Here is a 13,934-nt window from a genome sequence, read left to right on the forward strand (position 1 = left end):
TAATGGTTACTATTTCAATAAAACAAAACTTCACTCCATTTTTGCTCAGCTATTTGTGAGCAGTAAGACTCCACCTCAAAATCCGCCTGTAAAGCAAAGAAGTTAGATGGGAGGCTTCTGTCGGAAAACAAAAAAACAGACCGTGATTTCTCACGGTCTGTCGTTATTTTCTGCAATTATCGTTTGATATTGTAGAAAGATTTTAAACCATCGTAAACAGCGATTTCGCCTAGTTCGTCTTCGATGCGTAATAATTGGTTGTACTTAGCAATACGGTCAGTACGGCTCATAGAACCAGTTTTGATTTGGCCAGCGTTAGTTGCAACTGCGATGTCAGCGATTGTAGCATCTTCAGTTTCACCAGAACGGTGAGATACAACTGCTGTGTAACCAGCACGTTTAGCCATTTCGATTGCTTCGAAAGTCTCAGTTAAAGTACCGATTTGGTTAACTTTAATTAAGATTGAGTTAGAGATACCTTTTTCGATACCTTCAGCAAGTTTTTGAGTGTTAGTTACGAATAAATCGTCACCAACTAATTGTACTTTATCACCGATACGCTCAGTTAATAATTTGTGACCATCCCAGTCGTTTTCGTCTAAACCATCTTCAATAGAGATGATTGGGAAGTCTTTGCAAAGCTCTTCGTAGAAATCAACCATTTCTGCAGAAGTTAAGCCAGTACGGCCTTCGCCTGCAAGGTCATATTTACCAGTTTCTTTGTTGTAGAACTCAGAAGAAGCAACGTCCATTCCTAAGAATACGTTCTCGCCAGCTTTGTAACCAGCTTTTTCGATAGCTTCGATGATTACTTCTAATGCTTCACGGTTAGAACCAAGGTTTGGAGCGAATCCACCTTCGTCACCTACTGCAGTGTTAAGACCTTTGTCATGTAATACAGCTTTAAGTGCATGGAATACTTCAGCACCCATACGGATTGATTCTTTGAATGTTGGAGCACCAACTGGTAAGATCATGAACTCTTGGAAATCAACGTTGTTATCAGCGTGAGAACCACCGTTGATGATGTTCATCATTGGAGTTGGTAATTGTTTTGCATTGAATCCACCAAGGTAACGGTATAATGGAAGACCTACGAAGTCAGCTGCTGCGTGAGCTACTGCCATAGATACACCAAGGATAGCGTTAGCCCCTAGTTTACCTTTGTTTGGAGTGCCATCTAATTCGATCATAGCACGGTCGATACCAGCTTGGTCAGTTACGTCGAAACCAACGATTTCTGGAGCGATTGCTTCGTTAACGTTGTTTACTGCGTTCATAACACCTTTTCCAAGGTAACGAGATTTGTCACCGTCACGTAATTCTACTGCTTCGTGCTCACCAGTAGATGCACCACTTGGTACGATAGCGCGTCCGAAAGCGCCGCTTTCTGTGTAAACTTCTACTTCTACAGTTGGGTTACCACGAGAGTCAAGGACTTCGCGAGCATAAACATCAATAATTGTTGACATAATAAATTCTCTCCTTTTTATATAAGCAAATTATTTAATAATCGTTTTACCTGTCATTTCTTTCGGTTGTTCCACATTTAAAAGTGTAAGCATTGTTGGAGCGATATCTCCTAAAATACCACCTTCACGAAGCTCTACATCATTTTTTGTAACGATGAAAGGAACCGGGTTAGTTGTATGAGCTGTCATTGGTCCACCATCAGCAGTTAACTCCTGATCAGCATTACCATGGTCAGCAGTAATAAGTGCTACACCATCTTTTGCAAGAATCGCTTCTACAACTTTTCCTAAACATTCGTCAGTTGCTTCTACTGCTTTAATTGTTGGTTCCATCATCCCAGAATGGCCAACCATATCACAGTTTGCAAAGTTAAGAATGATAACATCATGTTTATCATTTTCAATTTCATTTACTAAAGCGTCCGTTACTTCGTAAATGCTCATTTCAGGTTTCAAGTCATACGTTGCAACCTTCGGTGAGTTAATTAAGATACGCTCTTCTCCTGGGAATTCAGCCTCACGACCACCGCTAAAGAAGAATGTAACGTGCGGATACTTTTCAGTTTCCGCGATGCGAAGTTGCTTTAATCCCGCTTGCGCAACAACTTCACCTAATGTGTTATCAAGGTTCATTGGCTTGAATGCCACGTAACCATCTACAGTTTCACTGAAATGTGTCATACAAACGAATTCAGGAATGTGAGGTACTTTTTCACCACGATCGAACTCACGGAAGTCTTCGTTTGTAAATACACGAGCAATTTGAATTGCACGGTCTGGACGGAAGTTATAGAAGATAACTGCATCATCATTATTGATTGTTGCAACTGGCGTGTCATCTTCGTTAACAATTACAGACGGCAATACGAATTCATCGTAGATACCATTTGCATAAGAGTCTTCTACACACTCTTCTGCTGATTTATAAGTAGGTCCTTCACCATTCACCATAGCACGGTAACATTTTTCTACGCGATCCCAACGCTTGTCACGGTCCATGGAGTAATAACGACCAGAGATAGTCGCGAATTGTCCTACACCTGTTTCTTTAATTACTTCATTTGTTGCATCGATATAACCTTTTGCTGTTTGTGGTCCAACATCGCGGCCATCTAAGAATGCATGGATATAAACTTTCTCCACGCCTTCTTTTGCTGCTAAGCGAAGAAGAGCAAACATATGGTTCATGTGACTGTGCACACCACCATCAGAAAGTAAACCGAATAAATGAAGAGCAGTACCTTTTTCTTTTACGCTTTTAATTGCATTTTGGAAAGTTTCATTCTGATCGAACTCACCTTCACGAATTGCAACGTTTACGCGTGTTAAGCTTTGATATACGATGCGGCCTGCACCGATATTTAAGTGACCAACCTCAGAGTTACCCATTTGACCTTCTGGAAGACCTACTTCCTCACCACAAGCTGTAAGCGTTGTGTGAGGGAATTTGTTCCAGTAACCATCAAAATTAGGTTTCTTAGCTTGCGCTACAGCATTCCCGTAAGTTTCTTCACGTAGTCCGAAACCATCAAGAATGATTAAAGCTGTTGGCTTTCTCATTTTACCGCCCCCAGAAGACCTAAGAACGAAGCAGGCTCTAAGCTAGCACCGCCAACTAAAGCGCCGTCGATGTCAGATTGTGCCATATACTCTTTAATGTTTTCTGGTTTTACGCTACCGCCGTATTGAATACGAACAGCTTCTGCAGCTTCTGGAGAAACAGCTTCTGCAACAACTTTACGGATGTGCGCACATACTTCATTTGCATCTGCAGAAGAAGAAGATTTGCCTGTACCGATAGCCCAGATTGGCTCATAAGCGATAACAGTTGCTTTAACTTGCTCTTCTGTTAAACCTGCAAGTGCTTTTGTCACTTGACCTGCTACTAGATCAAATGTTTTTCCGCTTTCGCGCTCTTCTAAAGTCTCACCACAACATACGATTGGTGTTAAACCATGTTCAAATGCTGCAAGAGTCTTTTTGTTTACTGACTCGTCTGTTTCAGCAAACATTTCACGACGCTCAGAGTGGCCAAGTACTACATAGCCTACTTTTAAGTCGCTAAGTGCTACTGGGCTAATTTCGCCAGTGAATGCACCATTTTTTTCGAAGTGCATGTTTTGTGCACCTACTTGTAAGTCAGTTCCTTCAGCCTTAGCTACTAAGCGCTCTAAGAATAGAGCTGGAGAGCAAACTACTGCATCAACAGCTGAAGCTGCTGGGATTTGACCTTTAACTTCCTCTACGAAGCTAACTGCTTCAGATAGAGTTTTATTCATTTTCCAGTTACCTGCGATAATTGGTTTACGCATGCTTTACACCGTCCTTTTTCTTTGGCTGCTACTTATTTGTCGTTAAGACAAACTACACCTGGAAGCTCTTTGCCTTCCATGAATTCTAATGACGCACCGCCGCCAGTAGAAATGTGGCTCATTTTATCAGCCATACCGAATTTTTCAACAGCTGCTGCAGAGTCACCACCGCCGATAACAGAGTATGTATCTTCTGCATCTGCTAATGCTTGTCCTACTGCTTTTGTACCTTCTGCGAATGGAGTCATTTCGAATACACCCATTGGTCCATTCCATACAACAAGCTTAGAATTTTTAATTACATCTGCATAAATTTCACGTGTTTTAGGACCGATGTCCACGCCTTCCCAAGTAGAAGGGATAGAGTCGATACCTACGATTTGAGTTGTTGCAGTTTCAGAGAATTCCTCTGTGATTACAACATCAACTGGCATGTAGAAGTTTACGCCTTTTTCTTTTGCAAGTTGCATAAATTCTTTAGCTAGTTCGATCTTGTCGTCTTCACATAGAGATAGACCAATTTCATGACCTAAAGCTTTAACAAATGTGTAAGCAAGTCCGCCACCGATGATTAAGTTATCTACTTTGTCTAATAGATGACGAATTACACCGATTTTATCTTTTACTTTCGCACCACCGATGATAGCTGTGAATGGACGTTCTGGGTTAGAAAGTGCTTTACCTAATACATCTAACTCTTTTTCCATTAATAGACCAGATACTGCTGGTAGGTAGTCTGCGATTCCTGCTGTAGAAGCGTGAGCACGGTGAGCTGCACCGAATGCATCATTTACGAAGATATCAGCAAGAGCTGCAAATTCTTTCGCAAGTTCTGCATCGTTCTTTTCTTCGCCCGCATAGAAACGTACGTTTTCAAGAACTAATACGTCGCCTTCGTTCATTGCTGCAACCATTTCTTGTGCAACTGGTCCGAATGCTTCGTCCGCTTTTTTAACATCTTTACCAAGAAGCTCACCTAAACGTGCAGCTACTGGAGTAAGACGTAATTCTTCTACTGCTTGACCTTTTGGACGGCCTAAATGACTTGCTAAAATTACTTTCGCACCTTGCTCTACTAAATATTGAATTGTAGGAAGAGCTGCACGGATACGAGTTTCATCTGTAATTTTGCCTTCTTTCATAGGTACGTTGAAATCAACGCGGCAAAATACACGCTTACCTTTTAAATCTACGTCACGAATTGATTTTTTGTTCATTGGATTTCCCTCCGACTACTAGTTAGGATTGACAAAACCCATTCAAAAGCTTAACACATTTGCTTCTAAAACGAAAGAAGAGAGAGAGGGAACAAACCCTCTCCCTCGTTTTGTCATTGATTGCTTATATACTTAAGAATTAAAGACCTTTAGAAGTCATGTATGCTGCTAAGTCTACTACGCGGTTAGAGTAACCAGTTTCGTTATCGTACCAAGAAAGTACTTTAACCATGTTACCTTCCATTACCATTGTAGATAATGCATCGATTGTAGAAGAAGCTGTACATCCGTTATAGTCGATAGATACTAATGGCTCTTCGCTGTATCCAAGGATACCTTTTAATTCGCCTTCAGCTGCTGCTTTGAATGCTGCGTTTACATCTTCAACTGTTACTTCTTTGTCAAGTTCAACAACTAAGTCAACAAGAGAAACGTTAGCAGTTGGAACACGTACAGCGCCACCGTTTAATTTACCTTTAAGTTCTGGTAATACTAATGCTACAGCTTTAGCAGCACCAGTAGATGTTGGGATCATGTTTTCAGCTGCTGCACGAGCACGACGTAAATCTTTGTGTGGTAAGTCTAAGATTTGTTGGTCGTTAGTGTAAGAGTGAATTGTTGTCATCATTCCGCGTTTTACGCCGAATTTTTCGTTTAATACTTTAGCGAATGGAGCTAGACAGTTTGTAGTACAAGAAGCGTTAGATACTACGTTGTGGTTAGCTGCATCGTATTGTTCGTGGTTAACACCCATAACTACAGTGATATCTTCGTCAGAAGCTGGAGCTGAGATGATAACTTTCTTAACTGATCCACCTAAGTGTTTCTCAGCGTCTGATTTTTTAGTGAAACGGCCAGTAGATTCTACTACTACTTCTACTCCGTAGTCGCTCCATGGTAATTGAGCTGGGTCACGCTCAGCGATAACTTTAATTTCTTTACCGTTAACAACGATGCTGTTTTCGTTAGCAGATACTTCTGCATTTAAAGTTCCGTGAACTGTGTCATATTTTAAAAGGTGAGCTAATGTTTTAGCATCTGTTAAGTCGTTGATTGCTACTACTTCTACCTCAGAGTTGTTAAGAGCTGCGCGGAATACGTTACGTCCGATACGTCCAAATCCATTAATACCAATTTTAGTCATTTGAATTTCCTCCTTGGGGGATTATATTTAAAGGGTAATACCCTTTGTTAACTGTTTTGCTGCACCTTCATCTGTAATTAGAATTGAAGTGTGCCCTTGCTTTATTACAGCCTGTATTGCCTTTGCCTTTGAAGAACCTCCAGCGACCGCAACAACGTGAGATACATTTTGTAAATCTTCAAGTTGCATACCAACCGTTCTTACTTTATGAACAACATTTCCTTGTTCATTAAAGTAGTAACCGAAAGCTTCGCCAACTGCTTCGCTTGCCTGAATCTTTAACCAATCTGCTTCTGAAGTATTTCTGCGACGTGCCATTGTTAACGCATCACCAATTCCATGAATGACGATATTGGAAGATCGAATCAACTCAAGAACTTCTTTCACGGAGGGCTCTGTTACAATGGACGCATATGCTTCGCTACTAACGTGATCTGGAACATACAATAAGCGATAATTACTCATCGTATTTTGTGCCATTTTGGCGCAAATAGTATTGGCTTCTAACTCAACACCTTCTCCAATTCCACCACGTGCTGGGACAAATAGCATATGTAAATCTTTGCAATCAAGTTGCATCATGTCCGCAGCAGCAGCTAGCGTAGTTCCTCCAGCCACAGCAACGATATTATTCACTGTCAGACGGTCTTTTATACAAGTCACACAAGCACGGCCCATCTCCAGTTTGACCCAAGGTGATTCATCACTATCACCAGGGACAACGAAAACTTCATCCAAGTCTAATGTTTCCTTAAGTTGTTTTTCTAAAACCTTTAACCCGGAAATTTCTTTCATAAAGTCTTCCAAAGCAAGAACTAAAGCTGTTCCTTCTTCTGTCAAAGTCATTCCAGAAGAAGCGACGTGAACTAAGTTTTGTTCTTTCAAAACTTGAACTTCACTTCGCAATACTCGTTCTGTCATACCGAGACTTGCTGATAAGTTCCTTCTTCCAATCGGCTGCATGAGCCTAATGTATTGAAGAACTTGCATTCTCGTTTGCATAACAGGTAGCAGATCAGGTAATAATTTTTTTGTGTTCTGAATCCATGAGCGCATATCTTTTCTCCTCACTACATTGGTTCATTTTCCCTTGTGGTCACTTTGTGTCCCGTAGTGACATTTTATGTCCCACATAGGTTAAAAAAATAATCCCTGCTACGTGTATTATTGTAACAGGAGATAGAAACTTATTCAACTCTTAACTGCATTCTTTATATAGTTTATTATGACACCTTTGTGAATGTTACCATATTCCACCTGTTTCCCGCCTATTTCTACAACCGGAATCATTAAATGATATTTCTCCAAAAGGTCATTATCTTCATATATATCTATTTCCTCGATTTGAAAAGAATATTCACATTGTACTTCCTGTAAAACTTGTTTCGCCTGCACGCAAAGACCACAATCTTTTTTTGTATATAGTACAACTTTCATCTTCTTCACCTATCCAATTGTTTTTCTTAGAGACGAAGCTGGAATATGCATCTGTTCTCTATATTTAGCAACTGTTCTTCGAGAAATAACGATTTCATGCTCTTCTTCTAATAATTTTGAAATCTTTTGATCTGAAAGTGGCTTCTTCTTATTCTCCGCTTCAACAAGTGTTTGAATAAATTGTTTTACACGCTTTGTAGAAACTGCTTCATCTTCAGTAGTCGACACGGCATTGCTAAAAAACGATTTCATCTCAAACAAACCGTGTGGTGTTTGCACATATTTATTTCGCGTTGCACGACTAATTGTAGATTCATGCACACTTAGCTCTTCCGCCACCTCTTTTAAAGCAAGCGGCTTTAAATACGCTGGACCTTCCCAGAAGAAATCACGTTGTTTTTCCATAATAATGGTCATCACTTGCAGAAGCGTTTGTTTTCTCTGTTTCAAACTGCGCATAATCCACTGCACATGCTGATACTTTTCTGATACGTAAGATGCTACTTCACTCTCACTATTATTAAGAAGCGCACTATACTCAGAATGAATTTCAATTCTTGGCATATTTCTCTCATTCATCTGTAAAACAAGACGATCACCATCTTTTTTCACTGCCATATCAGGCACAATATAAAGTGGTTTATCAGAAGAAAACGCAAGACCTGGCTTTGGCTGCAATGATGTTATACAATTTACCGCATCCTGCAATTCTTCATTGCTACACTTCAACACTTGAACAAGCTTTCGCCAATCTTTCTTCACGAAATAAGCGAAATGATCTTCTATAACCTCTTCTGCCAATCCATTCCGTCTTTGTAAGCGCTTCAATTGCAAAGTTAGACATTCCTGAATATTACGCGCTCCTACCCCTGCTGGCTCAAGTGATTGGACAAGCTCTACAGAACGGTCGACTACATAAATCGGTGCGGAAAGAAGATTTGCTAACTCTTCATTCGTTTCTTGTAAATACCCATTTCCATCCATGTTCATAATAATGAAAGAAGCTACTTTTCGCTCTTCTTCCTCTATTTTATAATACTGTATTTGATTTAATAAATGTTGCTGAATCGTTGTAGAATCCACACTGTAGATTTCCATCTGATTCTCGACTTGTTTGCTGGTACTTTTACTTGTGTTAGAGCTCTTTTTCTTCTCCCTCTCAAAACCACCTAACTCAATAAGGGGATTCTCTAACGATTGCTCATACAAAAACTCCGATAATTCTTGTACATTATACTGGAGCATTGTAATCGCTTGCCTTAACTCTTGTGTCATTGCCAAACGTAAGCTTTGTTCTTGTAAAAGACTTGCCTTCAAACTAATCTCCCCCTTGTTTCTATTGTACAATAAGTTTGGTAAAAGGAGAATGCTATCACAGACACCCATTCCAAAATATTATTAATTTATATGTATTAATGAGATTTACAACTTACAACCGAAATTTGAATAATATTGAAAGAAAATAATAACGCACAAAAATTATTACCACATACTAATAGTAAATCTTATAACCAGATATAACAAGAGAGAAATAAAAAAAGGTCCTAACTTACAAATGTAAGTTAGGACCTTTTTACGCGCCCAGAGGGATTCGAACCCCCGGCAGACGTGGTACCGGAAACCACCGCTCTATCCGACTGAGCTATGGGCGCATGATTATAAAATATACTTCATTTTCTCTCCATAATAATAGCAATAAAAACCATTTAAATCAATAAAAACTCTTTGATAGCACATTGTATATACGCTATTTTCCGCATAAAAATGCCCCCTAACTTCTACATTTAGGAGGCATTTCTTAACGGTTTTATTTATCTAGTTTCTCTTTAATCTCTTTTGGAATTTCATCCGGCTGTACTTCTTGGTATGTTTCAATATATTCACCTTTCGTTTTAACCTTAACATACGCTCCCTCTCTAAGCCCACGAGGCGCATAAAACTTAACGTCTCTTCCTTCACCTGAAGCATAATAACCAGTAAGTTTATAGTCTCCAGCTACCTCTCCAACTGTAGATAGTCGGCCAGATTCTTTCGCTTTTACATATACAAAGTCTTCTTTCACAAGCGGATTATATCTATCAGTCACCTCATTATGAGAAAAGCTTGCCACACCAATAACTAATATAAAAAGTCCAATTAAACCTAATAATAATTTATTCATTTTTCTCTCCTTCAAATGTCCTTTTAACTTGCTTTACTTTCTTTATTCTAGGAGAAAAAGTTTTTTTCCACTATCGCTTTCCCTTACATGTTCATTACAAAATTGTAATCTAAACATGTAGCACACCTAAATTTTCCAATCATAAATTCACCCCAACTCACAAATTATAATCTTTGAATTGATATTCCAAAGGGGGCTTCATTCAATGACTGTAATTACAAAACTAAAGCAAACTGTTTCTGGATTAAAAAGTGCACAAGCTAGCTTAGAGGGATTCGCTCTTGATACGGATAACCAACAAGCTAAGCAACTTTTCCAAACAGCTGCGCAACAAACACAAACAATTATCGATTCTTTAAACCCACGTGTTGAAGAAGTCCAGCAAGAAGAACCACAATACACACAGCAATAACCGAAAGTACCATTTCATCTAATGGTACACAATTTGAGAAAAAGGATGATATGCAATCATCCTTTTTCTCTCACATTACATAATGCAATAGAAATGGAATGATTATAATGCGAAAACTCGGAATCATAACCGCGTTATTTATGCTCCTATTCGGTTCACTTACCGGATGTGATAATAGCCCGTTAGATAAAAAGGTAAAGAAAGAAGAAGCAAAACGAACGAAAGAAGAAAAGGGCCCAAAGTTAACAAAAATGAGTACAGAATCCTTTAATCAATCTATATCGCAAGAAGCTAAGAAAAAAGCTCTCGCTATGGATGGAATTATAGAAGCTACCGCAGTTAATACAAATTTAGATCTTTACATAGCTATCAAACCTGAACATCACGAAAGGTTTGGTTTAAAACCGTTACGAAGTAAATTAAAAAAGAAGCTAAGTGATGAAAATCCTACTTTCGATATTCGTGTAAGTACAGACAAAAAGATTTTTATGCTCATAGAAGAACTTGAAAACAAAATCAAGAAAAAGAAAGTAAGCAAGGATGGCATCAAAAAACAATTGAAACTCATCCAATCAGAAATGGGATCTAATATTTAAGCTTTCTAAAAGAGAAGGAAGGATTCAAATGTCTAGTAAAGATAAAAATTTAACACCTGTACAACAAGAATATAAAAAATTTGAACAACAGCGCGAACCGAAGCGACCCGTTTTAAAAAATTGTATAAAAGCTTTTTTCGTCGGGGGATTAATTTGTTTAATAGGCCAACTGATTTCCACCTTTTATATTACTTATTTCGATTTCACTGAAAGATCTGCTGGAAATCCTACCGTTGCAACTCTTATTTTTATCTCCATGCTACTGACGGGATTTGGCGTCTACGATCGCCTTGGGCAATTCGCTGGTGCTGGTACTGCGGTGCCCGTTACTGGATTTGGTAACTCTGTTATTGCCGCATGTATTGAACACCGTACAGAAGGATTCGTTCTCGGCGTTGGTGGTAACATGTTTAAACTAGCAGGATCGGTCATCTTATTTGGCGTATTTTCCGCTTTCGTCATCGCACTTATTAAAACGATTCTCTTTCAATGGGGAGGGCTGTAAATGTTACAAGGACACCGAACATGGGTATTCGAAAACAAACCAGTTATCATCTCAACAGGTGTAGTCGGCGGCCCATTTGAAGCAAATGGAAAAATCCCTGAAGATTTCGATACCCTGCATGAAGATTTATGGCTCGGACAAGACTCCTATGAAAAAGCACATAAAATTTTGTTTGAAGAGGCTTGTAGCCGCGCTACAGAAAAAGCCAAACTTAGGAAAGATGATATTCAATTTGTCCTCGCTGGAGACTTAATTAATCAAATAACTCCAACAAGCTTTGCATGCCGCACACTTGGCACACCTTATCTCGGATTATTTGGTGCTTGTTCTACTTCTATGGAAGGTTTAGCGCTCGGTGCAAGTATTGTAAATGCAAAAGGCGCAAAATATTTATTAACTGGAGCTTCAAGCCATAACGCTGCCGTGGAAAAACAATTTCGTTATCCAACTGAATACGGGGGACAAAAACCTCCTACCGCCCAGTGGACAGTGACTGGAGCAGGAGCCGCTATTTTGAGCGATACTGGACATGGCCCAAGGGTTACATCTGCAACGATTGGGCGAGTTGTTGATATGGGATTAACTGATCCATTTAATATGGGAGGCGCAATGGCTCCAGCTGCTGTCGATACAATTGAAGCTCATTTAAGAGAAAGAAATCTCGATGCATCTCACTACGATTTAATCGTAACAGGCGACCTCGGACATGTTGGACGCGAAATTGCTTATGACTTACTACATAAACATGGGACAAAAGTAAAGAGCGAGCAATTTCAAGATTGCGGAATCATCATTTATAGAGAAGGTCAACCTGTAATAGCCGGCGGAAGTGGCCCAGGCTGTTCAGCAACAGTCGTGTACGGACATTTATTAAATAGAATGAAAAAAGGAGAATTCAAAAAGATACTAGTTGTTGCGACAGGTGCTTTACTATCTCCCCTTACATTCCAACAAGAAGAAACAATTCCATGTATCGCTCATGCTGTATCGATCGAATTTGGAGGTGCAACACAATGATTTTTTTCTGGGCTTTCGTCATTGGCGGACTCATATGTGTAATCGGACAACTTATGTTTGATGTCGGCAAGCTAACACCAGCTCATACAATGGCAACACTCGTTGTTGCCGGAGCTATATTAGATGGATTCAATTTGTATGAACCATTAATTGATTTCGCTGGAGCTGGGGCAACAGTACCCATTACAAGTTTCGGTAACGCCCTCGTTCACGGCGCTATGGAAGAAGCTGCAAAACACGGAATTGTTGGCGTTATTACCGGTATGTTTAAAGTAACAAGTGCTGGTGTTTCTGCTGCTATCATTTTCGGATTCATCGGAGCATTACTATTTAAACCGAAAGGATAAGAGGTGTCTGCATGACTGTTATCGCTAGCGTAAAAACTTGCCTTGCCAGTGTAAGAGGGGCTCAAGCAAGTTTAAGCTCCCTTTCATTAAATTCACAAGACGAAGAATCAAAACGCGTATTTCATGAATGTATGTTAGAAATGGACAGCGTCATCGCTGATTTACAGGATAGAGTTTCAGTATTAGAACGTGAAGAACCTCAATATAAAGGGTTTTAAGTAAACTGGAGGAATGACTATGTCTCACCTGCCCGAATGGACACTCGTTATTCTCCGCTCTGTATTCATATTAATCATTTTATTCGCTATTACGAAATGGTTAGGGAAAAGACAAATCTCTCAGCTCTCCTTTTTTGAATACATAGCCGGAATGACAATCGGTGACATCGCTGCCCAAGTATCTACAGGGCTCGATTCAAAATTTTTCCACGGCGTCTTTGCGATACTCATTTTCGCTGTGGTTCCTTTTTTCACAGGAATCCTCTCCTTAAAGAACAAAACAGCCCGGGATTTTTTTGAAGGGAAATCTACCGTATTAATAAAAGATGGAAAGATACTCGAAGATAACTTAAAGAAAGAAAAATATACAAGTGACGAATTATTAGAACTTCTCCGCGGAAAAGATGCGTTCAGCGTAGCTGATGTTGAATTTGCAGTATTAGAACCGAGCGGAGAATTAAATGTATTACTGAAGAAAGATCGCCAACCACTTACAGCAAAAGATATCGGTTTAAAAGTGCCGAACGAAAAAGAACCACAAACTGTTATTATGGATGGCAATGTCTTAGATGAACCTCTATCCTCTAGTGGACATAACCGCGCTTGGTTACATGCTGAACTAGAAAAACTCGGTGTTGTTATTGAAAATGTCTTTCTCGGTCAAGTTGATTCATACGGACAACTTACTATCGACATTTATAATGACAAACTCCAAATGCCTTCTCCTCAAAATAAACCTTTGTTATTGGCATCTTTAAAAAAATGTCATGCTGATCTTGAACTATTTTCTTTGGAAACAAAATCGAAATCAGCAAGTGACATGTATAGTAAAAACGCGAAACAAGTCGAAACAATTTTAAATAAAGTAACCTATCTTTTAAAAGAATAAATACCGAAAGAACGCTTCAGTAAAAAGGCGTTCTTTTACCTTTTCTACACCTTTAATCACGTTTAAATTTATGTAAATCGGTTATGATGTTGAAGATACATAAGCAGGGAATTCCAAAAACATAGCGAATAAATCATGATACAACTACATATTTTTTTGATTTAAAGTGGTTTCGTTTGACCTTTATTGACCATAATTGTATTATAA

16 protein-coding genes and 1 tRNA gene are annotated in these 13,934 nt (G+C 39.2%); 7 read left to right on the forward strand and 10 right to left on the reverse strand.

Annotated elements, in window-relative coordinates:
• Positions 1–176: 176 nt before the first annotated feature.
• From eno to LUS72_RS25435, 10 genes are all read right to left on the reverse strand, one after another.
• The gene (eno, locus tag LUS72_RS25390) at positions 177–1,472 is read right to left on the reverse strand and encodes a phosphopyruvate hydratase (RefSeq protein WP_002124088.1); all 1,296 of its coding nucleotides are present in this window, start codon (positions 1,470–1,472) and stop codon (positions 177–179) included.
• A 30-nt stretch (positions 1,473–1,502) separates the two neighbouring features.
• Positions 1,503–3,032, reverse strand: a complete 1,530-nt coding sequence (gene gpmI, locus LUS72_RS25395) for a 2,3-bisphosphoglycerate-independent phosphoglycerate mutase (RefSeq protein ID WP_001231161.1) — start codon at positions 3,030–3,032, stop codon at positions 1,503–1,505.
• Positions 3,029–3,784 (reverse strand): triose-phosphate isomerase, encoded by a 756-nt coding sequence (tpiA, locus tag LUS72_RS25400; protein WP_048566659.1) that lies wholly within the window; start codon positions 3,782–3,784, stop codon positions 3,029–3,031. Before tpiA ends, gpmI begins: the two co-directional genes overlap by 4 nt.
• 32 nt (positions 3,785–3,816) lie before the next feature.
• A complete protein-coding gene (locus tag LUS72_RS25405; RefSeq protein ID WP_001036333.1) occupies positions 3,817–5,001 on the reverse strand; it encodes a phosphoglycerate kinase in 1,185 nt (394 codons plus the stop codon).
• 139 nt (positions 5,002–5,140) lie between these two features.
• Positions 5,141–6,145, reverse strand: coding sequence for a type I glyceraldehyde-3-phosphate dehydrogenase (gap, locus tag LUS72_RS25410; protein WP_000161234.1), 1,005 nt, complete (start codon positions 6,143–6,145; stop codon positions 5,141–5,143).
• Between the two features lie 27 nt (positions 6,146–6,172).
• Positions 6,173–7,201, reverse strand: a complete 1,029-nt coding sequence (cggR, locus tag LUS72_RS25415; RefSeq protein WP_001258192.1) for a gapA transcriptional regulator CggR — start codon at positions 7,199–7,201, stop codon at positions 6,173–6,175.
• 135 nt (positions 7,202–7,336) lie between these two features.
• Entirely contained in the window at positions 7,337–7,582 is a 246-nt protein-coding gene (locus tag LUS72_RS25420; protein WP_087983057.1) for a glutaredoxin family protein, read from the reverse strand.
• A gap of 9 nt (positions 7,583–7,591) precedes the next feature.
• Positions 7,592–8,899 carry an RNA polymerase factor sigma-54 gene (gene rpoN, locus LUS72_RS25425; RefSeq protein ID WP_264448406.1) on the reverse strand — a complete coding sequence of 436 codons (1,308 nt, stop codon included), beginning with the start codon at positions 8,897–8,899 and terminating at the stop codon, positions 7,592–7,594.
• 259 nt (positions 8,900–9,158) lie between these two features.
• Positions 9,159–9,234 (reverse strand) — tRNA-Arg (locus LUS72_RS25430).
• Between the two features lie 155 nt (positions 9,235–9,389).
• A complete protein-coding gene (locus LUS72_RS25435) occupies positions 9,390–9,743 on the reverse strand; it encodes a YxeA family protein (protein WP_264448407.1) in 354 nt (117 codons plus the stop codon).
• A gap of 205 nt (positions 9,744–9,948) precedes the next feature.
• Between LUS72_RS25435 and LUS72_RS25440 the strand changes: the two genes are divergently transcribed.
• The 7 genes from LUS72_RS25440 (at position 9,949) to LUS72_RS25470 (ending at position 13,727) form a co-directional block, all read left to right on the forward strand.
• Positions 9,949–10,155: a DUF1657 domain-containing protein gene (locus LUS72_RS25440; RefSeq protein WP_000216167.1), complete on the forward strand. Its 207-nt coding sequence runs from the start codon at positions 9,949–9,951 to the stop codon at positions 10,153–10,155.
• A 107-nt stretch (positions 10,156–10,262) separates the two neighbouring features.
• Positions 10,263–10,751, forward strand: coding sequence for a YhcN/YlaJ family sporulation lipoprotein (locus LUS72_RS25445; RefSeq protein ID WP_097832339.1), 489 nt, complete (start codon positions 10,263–10,265; stop codon positions 10,749–10,751).
• A 28-nt stretch (positions 10,752–10,779) separates the two neighbouring features.
• Entirely contained in the window at positions 10,780–11,256 is a 477-nt protein-coding gene (gene spoVAC, locus LUS72_RS25450) for a stage V sporulation protein AC (RefSeq protein WP_002034730.1), read from the forward strand.
• Complete coding sequence (gene spoVAD / locus LUS72_RS25455; protein WP_097832341.1) at positions 11,257–12,273, forward strand: stage V sporulation protein AD; 1,017 nt, start codon at positions 11,257–11,259, stop codon at positions 12,271–12,273.
• Positions 12,270–12,620 carry a stage V sporulation protein AE gene (spoVAE, locus tag LUS72_RS25460; protein WP_000575919.1) on the forward strand — a complete coding sequence of 117 codons (351 nt, stop codon included), beginning with the start codon at positions 12,270–12,272 and terminating at the stop codon, positions 12,618–12,620. Before spoVAD ends, spoVAE begins: the two co-directional genes overlap by 4 nt.
• Positions 12,621–12,631: 11 nt before the next feature.
• On the forward strand, positions 12,632–12,838 hold the full coding sequence (locus LUS72_RS25465; RefSeq protein ID WP_016125685.1) for a DUF1657 domain-containing protein: 207 nt from the start codon (positions 12,632–12,634) through the stop codon (positions 12,836–12,838).
• Positions 12,839–12,857: 19 nt separating this feature from the next.
• The gene (locus tag LUS72_RS25470; protein WP_097832342.1) at positions 12,858–13,727 is read left to right on the forward strand and encodes a DUF421 domain-containing protein; all 870 of its coding nucleotides are present in this window, start codon (positions 12,858–12,860) and stop codon (positions 13,725–13,727) included.
• The last annotated feature ends 207 nt before the right edge of the window (positions 13,728–13,934 follow it).

Origin of the sequence: Bacillus cereus, from assembly GCF_025917685.1 — a bacterium.
Lineage (GTDB): Bacteria > Bacillota > Bacilli > Bacillales > Bacillaceae_G > Bacillus_A > Bacillus_A cereus_AT.

Excerpts from the sequence above, each read along its gene's own strand:
- eno (WP_002124088.1), bottom strand. The coding sequence starts at position 1,472 with ATGTCAACAATTATTGATGTTTATGCTCGCGAAGTCCTTGACTCTCGT.
- gpmI (WP_001231161.1), bottom strand. The coding sequence starts at position 3,032 with ATGAGAAAGCCAACAGCTTTAATCATTCTTGATGGTTTCGGACTACGT.
- tpiA (WP_048566659.1), bottom strand. The coding sequence starts at position 3,784 with ATGCGTAAACCAATTATCGCAGGTAACTGGAAAATGAATAAAACTCTA.
- LUS72_RS25405 (WP_001036333.1), bottom strand. The coding sequence starts at position 5,001 with ATGAACAAAAAATCAATTCGTGACGTAGATTTAAAAGGTAAGCGTGTA.
- gap (WP_000161234.1), bottom strand. The coding sequence starts at position 6,145 with ATGACTAAAATTGGTATTAATGGATTTGGACGTATCGGACGTAACGTA.
- cggR (WP_001258192.1), bottom strand. The coding sequence starts at position 7,201 with ATGCGCTCATGGATTCAGAACACAAAAAAATTATTACCTGATCTGCTA.
- LUS72_RS25420 (WP_087983057.1), bottom strand. The coding sequence starts at position 7,582 with ATGAAAGTTGTACTATATACAAAAAAAGATTGTGGTCTTTGCGTGCAG.
- LUS72_RS25435 (WP_264448407.1), bottom strand. The coding sequence starts at position 9,743 with ATGAATAAATTATTATTAGGTTTAATTGGACTTTTTATATTAGTTATT.
- LUS72_RS25440 (WP_000216167.1), top strand. The coding sequence starts at position 9,949 with ATGACTGTAATTACAAAACTAAAGCAAACTGTTTCTGGATTAAAAAGT.
- LUS72_RS25445 (WP_097832339.1), top strand. The coding sequence starts at position 10,263 with ATGCGAAAACTCGGAATCATAACCGCGTTATTTATGCTCCTATTCGGT.
- spoVAC (WP_002034730.1), top strand. The coding sequence starts at position 10,780 with ATGTCTAGTAAAGATAAAAATTTAACACCTGTACAACAAGAATATAAA.
- spoVAD (WP_097832341.1), top strand. The coding sequence starts at position 11,257 with ATGTTACAAGGACACCGAACATGGGTATTCGAAAACAAACCAGTTATC.
- spoVAE (WP_000575919.1), top strand. The coding sequence starts at position 12,270 with ATGATTTTTTTCTGGGCTTTCGTCATTGGCGGACTCATATGTGTAATC.
- LUS72_RS25465 (WP_016125685.1), top strand. The coding sequence starts at position 12,632 with ATGACTGTTATCGCTAGCGTAAAAACTTGCCTTGCCAGTGTAAGAGGG.
- LUS72_RS25470 (WP_097832342.1), top strand. The coding sequence starts at position 12,858 with ATGTCTCACCTGCCCGAATGGACACTCGTTATTCTCCGCTCTGTATTC.